Below are 15316 nucleotides of genomic sequence, written 5' to 3'. Positions count from 1 at the left end.
TTCTCAATCCACGGGGACTATTCATCCGGCATGGCTGCTTCGTTTTCCTCTTCCCTGCGCGGCTCCGGCGCGCTCCTCGCGCTGCTTGCGGCCGCCGCCGCGCTGTCCGGCTGCGCCAGCATGAGCGAGACAGTCGCACCGGCCTTTGCCGATCCCGCCAAATATGATCTGTACGACTGCAAGCAGCTGGAGGGGGAGCGCAAGGCGCTCGCCAAGCGGACTGACGAGTTGCAGAGGCTGATGGACAAGGCCCAGACCGGAGCCGGAGGCGCCGTCGTGTCCGAGCTCGCTTATCGCAACGACTACATCGCGGTGCGCGGGCAGGCACAATTGGCCGAGGACGGCTGGCGCCGCAACAGGTGCCGGGAGACGCCTGAGGAGCTGCCGGCTGCCGCCTCGTCGTCGCCCGCGGCCCCGGCCAAGCCCGCGTCGAGATCCGGCAAAGCGGCCCGCTGAGGCGATGCCGCCGGCGGCGCTTCGCATCAGGGCCGCCAGTTGTAGATCCAGTCCTGCCGAGCCAGCATACGGTCCGGGCCGAGCGCGCGGATCGCGAGATCGCGCGCGGCCGCAAGCGGTCCACTGAAATGATAGATGCGGCCCTGCTGCCGCGCGGTCCGCTGCACCCGGCGCACCCGCGCCTCGCGCGCGCGGCCGTATTGCTTCAGCGCAGCGCTGATGCCCGCGGTGCTCTCGGCGGCCTGAAGGCTCAGATGGCGGGCGAGCACCGCGGCATCCTCGATCGCCATGCCCGCTCCTTGCGCTGCGAACGGCAGCATCGCATGCACGGAATCGCCGAGCAGGGCTACCGGCCCTTTGCTCCAGGGGCAGCCGTCGGGCACGGCGAACAGCGCCCATTTCCGCCAGCTGTCGACCGTGGCGAGCATCATGCGCGCCGCCGGCGGCCAGCGTGGGCCGGCAAAGGCGTCCATCACCTCCAGGGGATCCCCGGCTGTGCTCCAGCCCGGCCTGTTCCAGGTGCCCGGCAGCACCGCGACCACGTTGATCTGCTGTCCGCCGGCGATCGGATAGGCGACGAGATGGGCGTTCGGGCCCATCCAGAGCTGCACCCGGCGCGCGGTGTAGTCCTTCGGCAGCTGCGTGGCATCGAGCGTGCCGCGCCAGGCGATAAGCCCGGAGAAGCGCGGCTGCACCTCGGGAAACAGATGCTGGCGGACCGTCGACCAGATGCCGTCGGCGCCGATCAGCGCGCTGGCGAGATCGCTGCGGCGGATCGTGCCGCTGCGATGGACCACCGTCAGTCCCTTGGCGTGAGGCGCGACGTCCTCGAAGGTCGCGCCCAGCTTCAGGTCGATATCGGGATGATCGGCAACGGCGCCGGATAGCGCCGATTGCAGGTCGGCGCGGTGCACCACCCAATAGGGAGCGCCGGCCCGCAGCGAGGCTGTTTCGCCGAGCGGCATGCGCAGCAGCTCGCCGCCGGCCCGCGCGCTCATGATCGAGACCGCTTCCGGGGTGACGGCGCGCAGCTTGAGACGTTCGGTGAGGCCGAGCTCGACCAGCACGCGGCTGGCATTGGGAGAGAGCTGCAGGCCGGCGCCGACTTCCTCGAGGCGCTCGGCCTTTTCCAGCACGACGATGCGGAAGCCGCGGGCCGCGAGCGCAAGCGCGGCCGTCAGTCCACCGATGCCGGCACCGGCGATGACAATCGTTCGGGAGAGCGCCACCCCTGACCGATGAAGACGGTCAGGCCACCTTGTCCTTCAGCACGCATTCCGGCGGGCGGGCTTCACCCGCCTTCAGGTCGGCCGCGAAGCGGTACAGCGTCGAGCAATAGGGGCAGATGATCTCGTTGTCGTTGCCGAGGTCGAGGAAGACGTGCGGATGGTCGAACGGAGGATTGGCGCCCACGCACATGAACTCTTTCGAGCCGATCTCGATGACGGGGACACCGGCATCGTTGTGGAAGTGCGGGACGACATGGTCGGACATCGTAGTTCATCCTGGAGTAGCAATGGCGGCAGACACAATCAAGAACTGACGCGGCATCTTTAAGGCGCCGCGGACCATACTGGCGGGTGCAGATGATTGCTAGTCCAGCGGAACCGAAAGGTCCGCAATTGCCCCATGCTCATTTGCTCATGCAAATTCGACACAATCTTGGGGCCTGAGAGAAGCCCTTCTTTCGTCGGGGACGTTGTGTCGCAATTTTGGCATACTATGTCTGTGGACGAGCGCAATTGCGACCAAAGACGAATCATCAGGCGCAAACGATTTCAGGGACCGTCCGGACTTTCCACATGAAGTGGCTGCGAATCACGACAGCGTTGACCGGTATTGCGGCCTGCGGCTTCATGCTCGTACAGGTAGCGCCGCACGCGCGTGAGGCCGGCGCGATCCTCGCAGCCCAGGATGACCCGGCCGTGCTGTCCGAGCTGAAGCTCGATCAAGTGCTGCGGCAGAACGACCGTCTGGTTCAGGACAACATCGAGGCCGCGCTCGCGGCAGGGGATGCCGATCTCGCCGACAGTTTCGTCACGCTCGCGCGCGACCGCAACATCGCGCTGCCGGACGATCTCCTGAGCCGTGTCGGCGATGCGGTCAAAGCCGAGAATTCCACCTCGCATTTTGCGAAGCGCTTCGCGACCGGCCTCGTCACCGGCAATGCCGACGACGTGGCGAGCCTGTCCGGAACAGTGGCCGGCGACCTCTTCGTCATCGGTGACATCAGGGATGTCGTCCGTGAGGGCAAGCACCTCGCCATGGGCGAGGATACCGATCGTCTGGTGCTCGGCCTCGCGGCCGCCGGCCTTGCGGTGACGGCGGCAACCTATGTGTCCGTCGGTGGCGCTGCGCCCGTGCGCGCCGGACTGACCCTGGTGAAGGATGCACGGAAGGTCGGGCGGCTCGGCGAGGGGCTCGCCGTCTGGGCCGGTCGTTCCGCGCGTGAGGTTGTCGACACGCCGATGCTGCAGAACGCAGTCGCCAAGGGTTCCGTGTTCCGCCCCGGCGAGACCGTCAGTGCAATCAAGGCTGCGTTCCGGGCCGAGAAGGCCGGCGCGCTGGTCCGGCTCGGCAAGGACGTCACGCGCGTCGCCGGGAAGACCGGGACGCGCGGCGCCATGGATACTCTGCGCATCGCCGAAGGCCCGAAGGACGTCGCGCGCGCGGCGCGGCTTGCGGAGGCGCAGGGCGGAAAGACGCGCGCGATCATGAAGCTGCTCGGCCGCGGCGCGCTGCTGCTGATCGGCGGCGCGTTCGATCTGACGATGTGGCTGCTCGGCGCGGCGCTGACGCTGTTCGGCCTGTTGTCCTCGATCAAGGCGACCACCGAGCGCCTGACCCAGGCCTGGTGCGATCGCAGACGTGCCCGGCGGCTCCGCCGGGCCCGGGTCGCCGTGGAGGCCGCTCTGGCCGGTGCGGCCGCGACGGCCTGAAGCTTTCGATTATTGTTTGAGCATGATGTTGCCGGAAAACCGCTGCACAGTTTTCGGGATCGTGCTCTAAGACCGATCACTCCCCACAACGACCTGCGGAACTGATGATGCCGAGCTTTCACAACGGCGCCGTTGAAATTGCCTATCTCGACGAAGGCGAGGGCGATCCGATCATCCTGGTGCACGGCTTTGCCTCGAGCAAGAACGTCAACTGGGTCTATCCGACCTGGGTCTCCGAGCTGCGCAAGAACGGCCGCCGCGTCATCGCGCTCGACAATCGCGGCCATGGCGACAGCGCCAAGCTCTACGAGCCCGCGCAATATTCCATACCCGTGATGGCCGGCGACGTGCTCGCGCTGATGGATCATCTCGCCATCCCGCAGGCCGACATCATGGGCTATTCGATGGGCGGGCGGATGGCGGCCTGGCTCGGTCTCAACGAACCGCAGCGCCTGCGCTCGGCGATCCTCGGCGGCATCGGCATCGGCGGCCTGATCGAGGGCACCGGTCCCGGCGAGAACGTCGCCAAGGCACTGGAAGCACCAGGGCTCGACGACGTCACCGATCCTGTCGGCCGTACCTTTCGCGCCTTTGCCGACCAGACCCGTTCCGACCGCCGCGCGCTCGCCGCCTGCCTGCGCGGCACGCGGGATCTCATGACGAGGCAAGAAGCCGCGCGTATCGACGTGCCCGTGCTGATCGCGGTCGGCTCGACCGACGACGTCGCAGGAAGTGCCAGCGCGCTCGGTGCCATCATCCCCGGCTCTGAAGTGCTGGACATTCCCAATCGCGACCATATGCGCGCGGTCGGCGACAAGGTCTACAAGACGGGCGTGCTGGATTTTCTCTCGCGCCGCGGCTGAGCCGGCAAAGGGCCAGGAAGGTCTTCGCCGACAAGTCCGTGGGACCTGGAACTCGGTTGCCTGGCGCCCGGATTTCGGTGAAGGCCGATGCTTCACCCCGCCTTGTCGCTGAACGCGGCGGGAAGTGTGGTGAGGAAGGACATGACGCGCTGTGTGCGCAGGGGCGGGCGGCGGCCGGAGGCGCGCAGCATCCATAGCGGTTCCCCAGGCGCGCGCCAGGGCGCCAGCACTTCGACCAGTCGGCCGGAGCGAAGGTCTTCGTTGACGAGCCACGCCGGCCCCCAGCCGACCCCGAACCCATTCGCGACCAAAGCGAGCGAAGCGTGCGCGTCGTCGCAAATGTGCTTGGGCTTGGGCGTGACGCGAATGGGTGCTTTGCCGCGCGGGTCGGCGAAGCGCCAGGTCAGGATCTGACCGCTCGCGGGATTGCGGAAGCCGACGTGGTCATGCGCGGAAAGCTCGTATGGCGTCGCCGGCGCGCCGCGCGCCTTCAGATAGGCAGGCGAGGCGCAAGCGATCCAGGAGAATGTGCAAAGCCGCCGCGCCTGATGGCCGGGCGCGCGGTCGAGCGGCCCCGAGCGGATCGCGACGTCGACGCCTTCCGCCGCGAGATCGAGAATCTCGTTGCGGAATTTGACCTCGATCTCGATTTCCGGGCGTTCCCGCAGGAACGCGGGCAGTCGTGGCAGGATGCAGGCGCGCGCGAACGAGGCGGGGGCGGTCACGCGCACCCGTCCGCCATCGCCGCGCGCGACTTCGCCGAGCGCGGATTGGACGCGGGCGAGACTTTCGACCAACGCGCGTCCTGCCGTCATCAGCCTGTCGCCCTCTTCGGTCAGCGCCAACGAATGGGTGGAGCGATGCAAGAGCCGCAACCCGTGGGCCTTTTCGAAGCGGGCGACCGCCTTGGACATTGCCGAAGTGGTCGTCCCCGCCCGCCGCGCAGCTTCGGCGAAGGAGCCCGCCTCGACGACGCGGACGAAGGCGAGGAGGCGCGAGAGATCGGGAGGCAAAGTTGTTGTGGACATACAGTCCACATAGTCATGGCAACGCCGTCACTACAAGGGCCGTTTCCGGACAGCTAAATCGGGAGCGTCAGCGCGCATTCTGCGGCGCTGGAAACGCGGGAAGTCCCATGAACCTCATCGAAATCACCCTGCAAGCCCTCGACGCCGCGCAGCGCGCGATTCCACCCGGCCAGCCGTTCTACATGCTCAATCTGCTGCGCTATCGCGCGCAGGCGCATTACGAGGACGGATTCGACGCCGCGCCCTGCTCGGGCCGCGAAGCCTTCAATGAACGCTATAGGCCGGCATTCCGCCGTCTTGCGGTCGGCAAGCCGCTCGTGCGGATGTTTTCCGTCCCGGTCCTGGCGAGCCTCGTCGGCTCGCCAAGCGAGCGCTGGGACGAAGCCGCGATCAATGAATACGGCGATTTCGCCACCTTCCGCTCCATCGTCGACTCCGAGACTTACCAGCGCGAAGTCGCCCCGCACCGGCACGCGGCGCTGGAAGATTTCCGGCTGATCGCGCTCGCAAAGGCGATGTGAGAAGTTAGCAATTACGTGAAGCTTGTAGGATGGGTTGAGCCCTTACGAAACCCATCATGCTTCGTCAGCGGCGAACGGATTGATGGGTCTCGTTAGCGCTCTACCCATCCTACGCGCTCAGACTTTTTGTTGAAGGAATACGTCTGCCAGCAGATCGCGGAGGCCGTTAAGCGCCACAAACGGCAGTGCTAGAATTATCCAAACTATCGATTTCATCATCATTTGGCGCGCCCCGGGCAGAGAGCCTACAAGCTCTATAACGTCGACTCCATCAGGGATGGTGGCTCACTCCCTTCAAGGAAGCGGCGCGGCCAAACTACTGGGCCAAACACTCAACGGCCCCGCCGTTTGATCTCTTTCTGGATTTGTTTGAGGAGCTTCAGGATTTCGGCACCATCCATGTCCTCAAGCGCGGCTTGCCTAAGGCGCTCCACGAGCGTCAGACCGGTCTTCGAAAAATTGTCGTCCTTTGCCATTTTTGCCGTCCCCCATTCCTGAGGAGGCGGGAGCATTTCGGCTCTCAGTCACCGATCGAAGCCAGGGACGGTGCGGTGATACTGAAGCCTAGCACTGCGCCGAAGACGTTGTCTGGGCCAAAATTTAGGCACCTTCGACGGACGCCTGCGTAGCGTCCACTCCGCTCAGGAAAGCGAACAAGCGGCGATGTCAGCGAAAAGTCGCGAGCCAAATGCATAGCTGGGATCAACAATCAGTCGAGCCTAATGCATGCAGGCCGGGCGCGGCGTAAACAAAAACTAACAGCCTAATCCGCCTTGCCGTCCTCCCCAAACCGTCGCGCCACCGCCGTCAGCACCACGAACGTCGCAACCCACACCATCCGCGCGCCGTAGCGGTCGTGGGGGCCGGAGATGACGGCGCAGATGAAGGCGTTGCCGAGCAGGGCTAGTGTCACGGTGGCTGCCAGCAGCGTCAGGTCGTCGAGCCGGCGGTTCGCGAGCGCATGGCCGAGCAGCGCGAGCAGCGCCAGCATCGAGGCCAGCGCCACCGGCACGTGCAGCCAGTTGATCGCGGTGAAGTCGAGCTGCCAGTTCTGCTGCCGCGCCGCGCGCATCGGCGCGGTTTGCGCGGGAATATAGCGCTCGATGATGCCGCGGGTGTGCGGGATCCAGCCATTGGTGCCTTCGCCCGTCGCGACATGCAGCAATTGCTGGCCCATCGCCCGCAGCGCCGCGCCGGCCTGCCAGGCCGGATACTCCTTGAGCGACTGCACGACGATGTAACCCATCTCGTCGTTCATGCCTTCGAAGCGACCGAGCGTGTTGAACATGCTCTTGCCCCACAGGAATTCGTCGGCGGTCGCCGGCAGCTCATTGCGATACGGGCAGAGCTTGTAGCGTTCGCGCGGGCAATGGTCGTTCAGGTAACGCGCGACGATGCCGTCCTGCATCATGCGGCCGAAGGCGACGCCGTAGCCGCCGGGCGTCCAAGCGACCTTGCCGGACAATGCATAATTCGCCGAGACCAGCATCACCGCGCCCGCGACGATGGTGAGGCTCGCCTGCGTCAGGCCAGCGAGCGGAAGGCGCTCCTTCAGAAACGGCCGTGCCATCCAGCCCGCGACGCAAAGCCCGAGCAGCACGCCGAGCGTGGCGCTGTGGGTCGCAGCGGCAAAGGCGGTGAAGATGAACAGCGCGATCTTTTCCAGCGCCGAGGTGCGGCTTGCGCCCACAATCAGCAGAAACAGCGAGAGCACCGAGAGCCCGGCAAAGATGTCGGTGAGCAGCATGCTCGCAAGCCAGGGCAGTGCGGTCGACACGATCAGCCCGAGGCTGATCGCGACGAAGCGGAAGGTCTGCATCATCGAGAGCACGCGCAGTGTGAGCTGCAGCAGCCACAGCGTCGCCAGCGACTGGACCGCGAGGTTGATCCAGAAACCAAAGCTCTCGCCATAGTGCAGATAGAGCCCGAACACCGTGGAGCGGCTGGGGACGAGATAGCCCTCGTACCAGCGCGCCAGATAGCCGCCGGTATCCCATTGCAACAGCGGATAGCCGTTCCAGAACGCCGGCGCGATCATCAGCAGGGGCAGGCCCACCGCCGCCAGGCGCAGCCAAAGCGCACCTGCGGCGCGCGCGCGCAATTGATCAGTGGTGATGCTCAAATCCGGCCCCGTCCTCGCTTGCCGACCATGCCCGCAATAGCGGTTGGCAGAGAATTCACCAATAGTTTGACGCCGCCCGGCTTGAATTTGGCAAAACTCTGACCACCTTGAGCCGACCTCGCCGCTTGGGGGCGTCAGAAGAAGCCGTTGTGTTTCAACGTCTTGGTCTGCTTTCGCGGGGCAAGGTGCTGTTCACTCTCAGGCAAGCCGGTCAGGACTTTGCCGCCTAGACTATGCTATAGAGCCGGTCAAACGGGCCCATTCGAAAGCGCATCCCAGAGAGCAAATCCATGGCAGTGCATCAGGTCAATCCGGGAGGAAAGCTCGCATCGCTCGATCCGATCTGGGACCGGATCCGGGGCGAAGCGGAGGACATCGTCCGTCGCGAGCCGGAGCTTGCGACCTTCATTTATTCGTCGGTGCTGCATCACAGCCGCCTGGAAGATTCGGTGGTCCACCGCGTCGCCGAACGGCTCGATCATTCCGCGCTGTCGGGCGATCTGGTGCGGCAGGCCTATATGGATGCCCTGCGCGACGATCCCGATCTTGGCAACGCCTTCCGCGCTGATCTCGTTGCCGTCTACGACCGCGATCCCGCGACCTCCCGCTTCATCGATCCCTTGCTCTACTTCAAGGGCTTTCACGCGATCCAGACCCATCGCCTCGCGCATTGGCTCTACCTGAAGGGCCGCAAGGACTTCTCGTATTATCTGCAGAGCCGCGCCTCCGCGGTGTTCCAGACCGACATCAATCCTGCCGCGCGCATCGGCCGCGGCATCTTCCTCGACCACGCCACCGGCTTCGTCTGCGGCGAGACCGCGATCATCGAGGACGACGTCTCGATCCTGCACGGCGTCACGCTCGGCGGCACCGGCAAGGAGAACGAGGACCGACATCCGAAGATCCGCCACGGCGTGCTGATCGGCGCCGGCGCAAAAATCCTCGGCAACATCGAGATCGGCCATTGCGCGCGCATCGCCGCCGGCTCGGTCGTGGTCAAGCCGGTGCCGCACAACGTCACGGTCGCGGGCGTGCCGGCCAAGATCGTCGGTGAAGCCGGCTGCGCCGAGCCGTCGCGCACGATGGATCAGATGATCAACGCCATGGGGCTTTGAGAGGGCCCTTGATGTAAGGGCCGGTTTTCCGGCCCTTTCCCTTCCCAAATTCTTTGGCAAATCATGCTGGCGGTTCGTCGCGTCTCGTCCTAAAACGCGGCCAGCCATTTTCGATCGGAGACTTGCCGTGGACGTCAAAGAAGTCAGAAAGCTCGACGCGTATCTGAAACGCGTATTCGGCAATCCCAAGATCCGCGTCGTGCCGCGGCCCAAGAAGGACGATTCCGCCGAAGTCTATATCGGCGAGGAATTCATCGGCGTCCTCTTCGTCGACGACGAGGACGATGATCGCTCTTTCCAGTTCCAGATGGCGATCCTCGAGGACGATCTGGTCGATCAGGAATAGTTTTCAACGCCGTCATTGCGTGCCCATGGGCCCCGGCTCAGCAGCGCACCGTTGTTGCGACGCTGCGCTGCGCCTGGGGCACGCATCGAGATTGAGGCGCGCTCCTTCCGCGCCGTCATAACCCCAAATCGCCTTCGAAAAATACGAAGAGCGCCAAGCACTTGCTACTGTGCATGGGGTTGTTTTCGTGTTTTTTGTTTTGGGCGGACCGCTTACCCCTTCGGCCCGCGCAGCTGCGCGGTCAGCCTCTCCATCGCCTCCGCCACGTCATGCCACTGCGAGAGCCAGCTGCGCGGAAAGCGGAAGGTGAGGTCGGCGCCGCCGACGCGGCGTTCGGACAGGCACATGCCCGGCGTCGCCGCATCTCGGGTGCAGCGCGCGGTCAGTGCCGGGCTTGCCGCGGAATAGAGATCCTCGCTGCCGTAAGGCGTATCGGCGCGGAACATCCGCATGGTCAGGCCGTCCACGGGCTGGGCCGCGGCCTGGTCGAGATAGCGCGGATAGATCGTTGCGGTCCGCTGCTCGGGCGAGAGCGCGTCGTGATGGGCTGCGATCGACAGGAAGATGCGATCGATCGAATGCACCGCCGCTTCCACCGTGTCGGCGGTGACGTGCTTGGGCGCGCCGGGCGGCTCCAGCGAGGGATAGAGGAAGTCGAGATCGATGCGCTCCTGCGGTCCGGAGTGCCGCTGGATCTTCATGCGGATCGCCGTCGTCGGCAGGTTGAACAGCGTGCCGCCGATGCTCACCGGCAATTTGTCCGGGGCGTTCGCGCCGCCCGCGCCCCAGGTCGGCCACAGCAGATAGGCGACGAGCGCGACCGCGCATGCCGCGGCAATGCCGCCGAGCACGATCGGGACGACATGCGTCCTGGCATGCGTGCGGGGGGACCTGAGGGGAGCTTCGGAAAACACCGTCATGAGCTAGCGCAAGAGAGCCGGATGTCGGCCGGTGGCCGACGAATCAGCGGCGAATATGCCATGCGGCGGCGATTTCGCGCAGCGTTCGCGGCCGCGGGGAACGGGACGGCCCCTGCGTCTGCGGGACAGCGGTGTTAACCTTCCCTTAAGGATAATGTAGCGTTAACCAGCCCTATTTGTCACAGGAAGGCGGTGGCGTTGCGTAAGGGCGGACCGTTCCGATGACACCTGAAGCTTTCAATACCTTGTTCTCGATCTGCATTGGTTTCGCGCTCGCGGGCGCGCTCGTGAACGGATACCAGGTGCTCGCGCAGCGGCCCGCCGGCTTCGGCCTGTTGCAGGACGGCGTGGCGCCCAAGACCTTTGCGGCCGTGCCGTTCCTGGTGTTCGCCGCGCCCTTCATCATCATGCGCAACACGCTGCGCGGCATGCGGGTGGAAAGCCGCCGTGCCGAGTTCGTGATGATGGCAACCCTCATCGCCGGCTTCTGGAGCATGATGAGCGGCACCTTCTTCCTGATGACGCTGCGCGCCGCCGGCGTTCTGGGCTGAGGCCCGGCCGGATTGGCGAGCTGCCCGGTTCCTTTGCCTCTTCGCCGCCGTTTCGCTATGGCTGAAGTCGACGTGACAGGAGACCTCCATGGCGATCTACGAGCTTGACGGGCAGGCGCCCGACCTTCCCGCCGACGGCAATTATTTCATCGCGGAGACCGCGACCGTGATCGGCCGGGTGCGCCTGAAACCGGGCGCGAGCGTCTGGTTCGGCGCCGTGCTGCGCGGCGACAATGAGTGGATCGAGATCGGCGAGGGCGCCAATGTGCAGGACGGCTCGACCTGCCACACCGATCTCGGCTTTCCGCTTCACATCGGCCGGAACTGCACGGTCGGCCACAACGTCATCCTGCACGGCTGCACCGTCGAGGAGGGCGCACTGATCGGCATGGGCTCGATCGTGATGAACGGCGCCAGGATCGGCCGCAACAGCATCGTCGGTGCCGGTTCCGTCATCACCGAGGGCAAGGAATTTCCCGAACGTTCCCTGATCATCGGCTCGCCGGCGCGCGCGATCCGCACGCTCGACGACGCCCAGGTGCAGAAGATGGGAAGCGCGGCGAGGTTCTACGTCGCCAACGGTCCGCGCTTCAAGAAGGGCCTGAAGCGGATCGGTTGAGTAGCCCGCGCTGCCGGCCGGGACCCGGCGCGGGCACCGGTTCCGTACCGTAAAAATACAGCTAGGTACTTTAATCCTCCGCTAGCGCGATCACGCTTATCATTGAGCGTTTTCAACCAGGAGGAGCGGCGCCATGAATGCGACGGCGCTGGAATCCGGCTTTGGTGCCGGAACCAATCTAGTGAAGAAATTCGTGAGGTTCGCGCGCGGCACCGACACGCTGACCGTTGCGGAGAAGGTCTGCAGCATTGCCGCCTTCCTCGCGATCGTCACCACTTTCCTCCTGGTGATGTCGGTCCAGTCGGTGCGGTTGCAGACGACCTATCGTCACATGCACGCCTCGTCCGCCGAGGCGGCGATCAGTGTCGGGCGCATCAATGCGCTGATTCACGCGGCATCTACATGTCCACCGATCGTCGTGCGATGATACCCTACGCGGACGGGCTGACCCGGCGCAACCGCGAGCTCGCCGAGGCCGTGAAGAGCATGGAGCGCACCGTCGGCAATGATGATGCCGAGCTGTTCGCGAGCTTCCGCCAGCGCATCACGCAGTTCATCGAGTTCCGCCAGGAGCTGGTGCGGCGTGGCGTGGAGAACCGCGGCGCGCGAATGGAGCGACAACAACGCCAACCGGAAGGTGCGCAGTCAGCTCAACAGCGATGTCGAGGCGCTCGAGCGCATCTATCAGCAGCGCGCCCGTGAGGCGGATGCACTCGCCAACGAAAACCGTTACGCGGCGGCCTATCTGTTCGCGCTCGGGCTCGCGGCACTGATGTTCGCAGGCCTGAGCGTGGTCGTCATGCGGGGCTCCGTGGTCGGCGCGCTGGCCGATATCACGCAGGCGACCGACCGGATCGCGGCCGGTGACGTCAAGAGCGAGGTGCCGCATCTCGGCCGTCACGACGAGATCGGACGTCTGGCGCGCGCCGTGCAGAACTTCCGCGATGCCGTCGCACGCATCTTCCAGCTCGAGGAGCTCGAGCTCGGTACCGCCCAGGCGCGCGACGCCGCGAGGACCGAGCGCGATAGTTTCAACGACAAGTACCAGGCCAAGAAGTGGCAGCTCTCGGCGGCGATCAACAGCATGCCGCAGGGCCTGATCATGCTCGACGGCAAGGCTAACGTGGTGGCGATGAACTCGAACTACCGGCAGATCTACAATCTGCCCGAGACGATCCAGGCCGGATCCACCCTCGAGGAAATCCTCCAGCACCGGGTCAAGAGCAGGCTGTTCAACGGCGACGTCGCGAAATACGTCGCGGCGGTTCTCGGCCGGATCGCCAGGCGCGAGCCGGCAGCCTACGAGATTTCCCTCAACGACGGCCGCACCATCAAGATCTACGAGCGTCCGATGGATGGCGGCGGCTGGGTTTCGGTGCAGGAGGACGTCACCGCACAGCGCCAGCACGAGCGCATTCTGGAACGGATGGAGCGCTTCCTCGCCACCATCATCGAGAACGTCGCCGAGGGCATCATCGCCAAGGATGCGCGCAATTTGCGCTACGTCTTCGTCAACAAGGCCGCCGAGAAGATGATCGGCATGACGCGCGGCGAGATCATCGGCAAGACCGGGCGGGAATTGTTCTCCGCAGAGGCGGCTGAACTGATCGAGCGGCGCGACCAGCAGCTCCTCGCGCAGAAGCAGCAGCTCGAGCCGATCGTCGACACCATCGACAATCCCGCGCGCGGGCGCCGCGTCATCTGCGCTCGCCGGATCCAGGTGGGCGGCGCCAGCGAAGAGTCCCACATGTTCGTGACCATGGTCGAGGACCGCACCGAGAAGGCGGCGGCCGCGGCATAGCCGCCGGCAGCAAATGCGAGCGGCGCGTCAGCGCCCTTCGGATTCGCCTGCTTCGATTGCGCCCGCGGCCTTCTCGTGGCCGGCGGCCCACAGCGCATGCTCGTCGCTGCCGTCGAGGTAGGGATTGGCCTCGGCCGGAATGTTCTCGCGCGCGGCGCGTTCGCCCTCTGCAAAGGGATCGCGATCGGTCATCGTCAGTCTTGCCTCCCGGCTTTCAAGCTGATGTGACGGCATTTGTTCCGGAACTGGACTCTGCCGCGGCGGTTGACTGCTAAAGGAGAGTTTCGATGGCCGCATCGCCCTTCGCCGTTTCACGCAAAATCACGATCCTGATCTTCGCGCTCGCGGCGATGCCGGCGGTCGCCTTCGCGCAGGCGGCCGGCGGGTCTGCCGGATCGACGGGTGGCTCTGCGGGGGCGACCGGAGGTGTTGCCAACGCGCCGGCGCCACCGCCCGGCACCAACAGCCTGGGCACGGCTCAATCGTCCGGCGCGGGCGCCGGAGTCACCACCGGCAGCGGCACGGGCGGCTCGGCTGATGCCGCCGTCAACGCCGAGAATCGCATGCTCGACAAGAAGCTGAAGAGCATCTGCCGCGGCTGCTGAATGCTCGCGCGGAAGTGAGGCAGTGTGGCTGTCCGGAATGCCCAAGTGACGTTAGCTTGGTCCCGCTTTTGAAGCGTGGAGCGTGTCCACGCGGAGGATCGAGTGATGTTACGCAGGATGATGATGGCGGCGCTGACCGTCGCGGCGGTCGGGCTGTCGATGCCGCATGCGGCTGAGGCACGGGGATTCGGACATGGCGGCTGGGGTCATGGCGGTGGTGGCTGGGGCCATGGTGGCTGGGGTCATGGCGGCCATTGGCATGGCGGCGGCTTCTGGCCGGGAGTCGCGATCGGGGCGGGCATTGCCGGCGCCGGCTACTACGGAGGCTATTACGGCTACGGCTATCCCTACGGCGGCTCCTACTATTATGATACCGGCTACGACGACTACAATGGTGGTTATGGTGGCTGCTACGTCGTCCGGAAGCGTGTCATGACGCCGGCTGGATGGCGCTACCGCCGCGTGGATGTCTGCGAATAGCCTCCTCGACGAGAGGCCAACCGACAAAAAAACAAGGCCGTTGACGCAGTATACCGTCAACGACCTTGCCAGCCCCGGACATTGAAATCGGCTCACGCCATCCGGTAACCGCGAGCATCGCGCGGAATCACACGGGCGAATGTGATCCAGTTCACAAGTCGAAAAAATTAGTCCTCGTCGTGAATTGCTTAGCCGCGCGAGCGCTTGCGCGCGCTGGCATGGACGCGGTGCCGCACCGGTTTCCTGCGGGTAACCGTCGGTGCTTCGACGTCGGTTGAGCGTGCGCTGGCGAACGACTGCCGCAGGCCGTCGATGGACTCGTTCAGCGTCGCGACCTGCTCGGACAGGCGCTTGGTGTCGGCCTGCTGCGCCGCCATCAGCCGCTTCATGGTCTGGAGCTGATCCTGCACCACCTGGAGCTGATCGATCGATTCCTGCTGGGTCGCCTCCAGCCCCTTGGTCTTCTCGACGAGCTGCTCGGAGGCCTGTGCGGCCCGGGCCTGGAGCTGCCGTGATGCCACCACCCGGTCGGTCTCGGGTGCGGCGCCGGTATAGGCGCGCCAGATCGCGATCGAGGTGACCCCGGCGATCAGGAGCAGGAGCGCTGCGGCGGTCAGCGCGATGGGCTGGGCGCCGAGACGAAGAAGGGGGTTGGACGGTGTGTCCTGTGCGAGATCGATCATCGCTGACAAAACCCAAATTGAAACTTGGTGAGTGGCGAAGACCGGCAGCCCTGAGGCCGCCGGGGCGTCCCGAAAGCGTTACGTTTCGGCAACGAATGGGACCAAAAAGAGGCTAAAGGCGAAAAAGGTAACCGATCCAGTCCGTTCGGCCGGACGGCCGCGTCCACCGATGGTAGGCTCCGTAAAAATACGGGCAGGCGTCCCGGCGAGGTTTTGGCCAGCTACGCCGGCAAGCCGCGCCGCGCGGCCGCGCGGGCGGATCGGCGG

The 15316-nt window shown here is 65.3% G+C and carries 20 protein-coding genes; 12 read left to right on the top strand and 8 right to left on the bottom strand.

Annotated features, from left to right (window positions below; translation table 11 throughout):
- Positions 1-30: 30 nt before the first annotated feature.
- Positions 31-456: a twin-arginine translocation pathway signal gene (locus tag ML401_RS22155; protein WP_194403019.1), complete on the top strand. Its 426-nt coding sequence runs from the start codon at positions 31-33 to the stop codon at positions 454-456.
- Positions 457-482: 26 nt separating this feature from the next.
- Here the strand turns inward: ML401_RS22155 and ML401_RS22150 are convergent, their stop codons facing one another.
- Both ML401_RS22150 and ML401_RS22145 read right to left on the bottom strand, forming a co-directional pair.
- Positions 483-1685, bottom strand: a complete 1203-nt coding sequence (locus ML401_RS22150) for an FAD-dependent monooxygenase (RefSeq protein WP_285806915.1) — start codon at positions 1683-1685, stop codon at positions 483-485.
- A gap of 19 nt (positions 1686-1704) precedes the next feature.
- Positions 1705-1950 carry a zinc-finger domain-containing protein gene (locus ML401_RS22145; RefSeq protein WP_194403017.1) on the bottom strand — a complete coding sequence of 82 codons (246 nt, stop codon included), beginning with the start codon at positions 1948-1950 and terminating at the stop codon, positions 1705-1707.
- A 308-nt stretch (positions 1951-2258) separates the two neighbouring features.
- On the opposite strand from ML401_RS22145, the gene ML401_RS22140 reads away from it, so the two are divergent.
- Both ML401_RS22140 and ML401_RS22135 read left to right on the top strand, forming a co-directional pair.
- Positions 2259-3395 carry a hypothetical protein gene (locus ML401_RS22140; RefSeq protein WP_285806914.1) on the top strand — a complete coding sequence of 379 codons (1137 nt, stop codon included), beginning with the start codon at positions 2259-2261 and terminating at the stop codon, positions 3393-3395.
- Positions 3396-3502: 107 nt separating this feature from the next.
- Positions 3503-4258 (top strand): alpha/beta fold hydrolase, encoded by a 756-nt coding sequence (locus tag ML401_RS22135; protein ID WP_194403015.1) that lies wholly within the window; start codon positions 3503-3505, stop codon positions 4256-4258.
- A 92-nt stretch (positions 4259-4350) separates the two neighbouring features.
- Here the strand turns inward: ML401_RS22135 and ML401_RS22130 are convergent, their stop codons facing one another.
- Positions 4351-5286, bottom strand: coding sequence for a LysR family transcriptional regulator (locus ML401_RS22130; RefSeq protein WP_285806913.1), 936 nt, complete (start codon positions 5284-5286; stop codon positions 4351-4353).
- 107 nt (positions 5287-5393) lie between these two features.
- Between ML401_RS22130 and ML401_RS22125 the strand changes: the two genes are divergently transcribed.
- A complete protein-coding gene (locus ML401_RS22125) occupies positions 5394-5807 on the top strand; it encodes a hypothetical protein (RefSeq protein ID WP_285806912.1) in 414 nt (137 codons plus the stop codon).
- 332 nt (positions 5808-6139) lie between these two features.
- On the opposite strand, the gene ML401_RS22120 is transcribed toward ML401_RS22125, so the two are convergent.
- Positions 6140-6283: a hypothetical protein gene (locus ML401_RS22120; protein WP_211419055.1), complete on the bottom strand. Its 144-nt coding sequence runs from the start codon at positions 6281-6283 to the stop codon at positions 6140-6142.
- A 287-nt stretch (positions 6284-6570) separates the two neighbouring features.
- Entirely contained in the window at positions 6571-7929 is a 1359-nt protein-coding gene (locus tag ML401_RS22115) for a hypothetical protein (RefSeq protein ID WP_285806911.1), read from the bottom strand.
- Between the two features lie 290 nt (positions 7930-8219).
- On the opposite strand from ML401_RS22115, the gene cysE reads away from it, so the two are divergent.
- Together cysE and ML401_RS22105 are read left to right on the top strand one after the other, a co-directional pair.
- Positions 8220-9044 (top strand): serine O-acetyltransferase, encoded by an 825-nt coding sequence (cysE, locus tag ML401_RS22110; RefSeq protein ID WP_194403010.1) that lies wholly within the window; start codon positions 8220-8222, stop codon positions 9042-9044.
- Between the two features lie 127 nt (positions 9045-9171).
- Positions 9172-9390, top strand: coding sequence for a DUF3126 family protein (locus tag ML401_RS22105; RefSeq protein WP_007602550.1), 219 nt, complete (start codon positions 9172-9174; stop codon positions 9388-9390).
- A gap of 212 nt (positions 9391-9602) precedes the next feature.
- On the opposite strand, the gene ML401_RS22100 is transcribed toward ML401_RS22105, so the two are convergent.
- Positions 9603-10310, bottom strand: a complete 708-nt coding sequence (locus tag ML401_RS22100) for a hypothetical protein (protein ID WP_285806910.1) — start codon at positions 10308-10310, stop codon at positions 9603-9605.
- A 221-nt stretch (positions 10311-10531) separates the two neighbouring features.
- Here ML401_RS22100 and ML401_RS22095 point away from each other — a divergent pair, with 221 nt between their 5' ends.
- The 4 genes from ML401_RS22095 to ML401_RS22080 all read left to right on the top strand — a co-directional run bounded on the left by ML401_RS22095 (position 10532) and on the right by ML401_RS22080 (position 13281).
- Positions 10532-10861, top strand: coding sequence for a DUF6949 family protein (locus ML401_RS22095; RefSeq protein ID WP_285806909.1), 330 nt, complete (start codon positions 10532-10534; stop codon positions 10859-10861).
- Between the two features lie 88 nt (positions 10862-10949).
- Positions 10950-11480: a gamma carbonic anhydrase family protein gene (locus ML401_RS22090; protein WP_285806908.1), complete on the top strand. Its 531-nt coding sequence runs from the start codon at positions 10950-10952 to the stop codon at positions 11478-11480.
- 133 nt (positions 11481-11613) lie between these two features.
- Positions 11614-11907 (top strand): hypothetical protein, encoded by a 294-nt coding sequence (locus ML401_RS22085; RefSeq protein WP_285806907.1) that lies wholly within the window; start codon positions 11614-11616, stop codon positions 11905-11907.
- 156 nt (positions 11908-12063) lie between these two features.
- On the top strand, positions 12064-13281 hold the full coding sequence (locus tag ML401_RS22080) for a PAS-domain containing protein (RefSeq protein WP_285806906.1): 1218 nt from the start codon (positions 12064-12066) through the stop codon (positions 13279-13281).
- Positions 13282-13308: 27 nt separating this feature from the next.
- On the opposite strand, the gene ML401_RS22075 is transcribed toward ML401_RS22080, so the two are convergent.
- Entirely contained in the window at positions 13309-13473 is a 165-nt protein-coding gene (locus tag ML401_RS22075; protein ID WP_194403006.1) for a hypothetical protein, read from the bottom strand.
- A 95-nt stretch (positions 13474-13568) separates the two neighbouring features.
- Between ML401_RS22075 and ML401_RS22070 the strand changes: the two genes are divergently transcribed.
- Complete coding sequence (locus ML401_RS22070) at positions 13569-13886, top strand: hypothetical protein (protein ID WP_212068193.1); 318 nt, start codon at positions 13569-13571, stop codon at positions 13884-13886.
- Between the two features lie 105 nt (positions 13887-13991).
- Entirely contained in the window at positions 13992-14366 is a 375-nt protein-coding gene (locus tag ML401_RS22065; RefSeq protein ID WP_212068192.1) for a hypothetical protein, read from the top strand.
- Positions 14367-14554: 188 nt separating this feature from the next.
- Here ML401_RS22065 and ML401_RS22060 read toward each other — a convergent pair whose 3' ends face one another.
- Positions 14555-15049 (bottom strand): hypothetical protein, encoded by a 495-nt coding sequence (locus ML401_RS22060; protein ID WP_285806905.1) that lies wholly within the window; start codon positions 15047-15049, stop codon positions 14555-14557.
- Positions 15050-15316 lie beyond the last annotated feature (267 nt).

Origin of the sequence: Bradyrhizobium sp. 62B (assembly GCF_030272265.2) — a bacterium.
Lineage (GTDB): Bacteria > Pseudomonadota > Alphaproteobacteria > Rhizobiales > Xanthobacteraceae > Bradyrhizobium.
This window is presented reverse-complemented; position numbering and strand designations above follow the sequence as displayed.

Excerpts from the sequence above, each read along its gene's own strand:
- ML401_RS22070 (WP_212068193.1), top strand. The coding sequence starts at position 13,569 with ATGGCCGCATCGCCCTTCGCCGTTTCACGCAAAATCACGATCCTGATC.
- ML401_RS22155 (WP_194403019.1), top strand. The coding sequence starts at position 31 with ATGGCTGCTTCGTTTTCCTCTTCCCTGCGCGGCTCCGGCGCGCTCCTC.
- ML401_RS22145 (WP_194403017.1), bottom strand. The coding sequence starts at position 1,950 with ATGTCCGACCATGTCGTCCCGCACTTCCACAACGATGCCGGTGTCCCC.
- ML401_RS22135 (WP_194403015.1), top strand. The coding sequence starts at position 3,503 with ATGCCGAGCTTTCACAACGGCGCCGTTGAAATTGCCTATCTCGACGAA.
- ML401_RS22130 (WP_285806913.1), bottom strand. The coding sequence starts at position 5,286 with ATGTCCACAACAACTTTGCCTCCCGATCTCTCGCGCCTCCTCGCCTTC.
- ML401_RS22125 (WP_285806912.1), top strand. The coding sequence starts at position 5,394 with ATGAACCTCATCGAAATCACCCTGCAAGCCCTCGACGCCGCGCAGCGC.
- ML401_RS22090 (WP_285806908.1), top strand. The coding sequence starts at position 10,950 with ATGGCGATCTACGAGCTTGACGGGCAGGCGCCCGACCTTCCCGCCGAC.
- ML401_RS22085 (WP_285806907.1), top strand. The coding sequence starts at position 11,614 with ATGAATGCGACGGCGCTGGAATCCGGCTTTGGTGCCGGAACCAATCTA.
- ML401_RS22095 (WP_285806909.1), top strand. The coding sequence starts at position 10,532 with ATGACACCTGAAGCTTTCAATACCTTGTTCTCGATCTGCATTGGTTTC.
- cysE (WP_194403010.1), top strand. The coding sequence starts at position 8,220 with ATGGCAGTGCATCAGGTCAATCCGGGAGGAAAGCTCGCATCGCTCGAT.
- ML401_RS22140 (WP_285806914.1), top strand. The coding sequence starts at position 2,259 with ATGAAGTGGCTGCGAATCACGACAGCGTTGACCGGTATTGCGGCCTGC.
- ML401_RS22100 (WP_285806910.1), bottom strand. The coding sequence starts at position 10,310 with ATGACGGTGTTTTCCGAAGCTCCCCTCAGGTCCCCCCGCACGCATGCC.
- ML401_RS22060 (WP_285806905.1), bottom strand. The coding sequence starts at position 15,049 with ATGATCGATCTCGCACAGGACACACCGTCCAACCCCCTTCTTCGTCTC.
- ML401_RS22065 (WP_212068192.1), top strand. The coding sequence starts at position 13,992 with ATGTTACGCAGGATGATGATGGCGGCGCTGACCGTCGCGGCGGTCGGG.
- ML401_RS22075 (WP_194403006.1), bottom strand. The coding sequence starts at position 13,473 with ATGACCGATCGCGATCCCTTTGCAGAGGGCGAACGCGCCGCGCGCGAG.
- ML401_RS22120 (WP_211419055.1), bottom strand. The coding sequence starts at position 6,283 with ATGGCAAAGGACGACAATTTTTCGAAGACCGGTCTGACGCTCGTGGAG.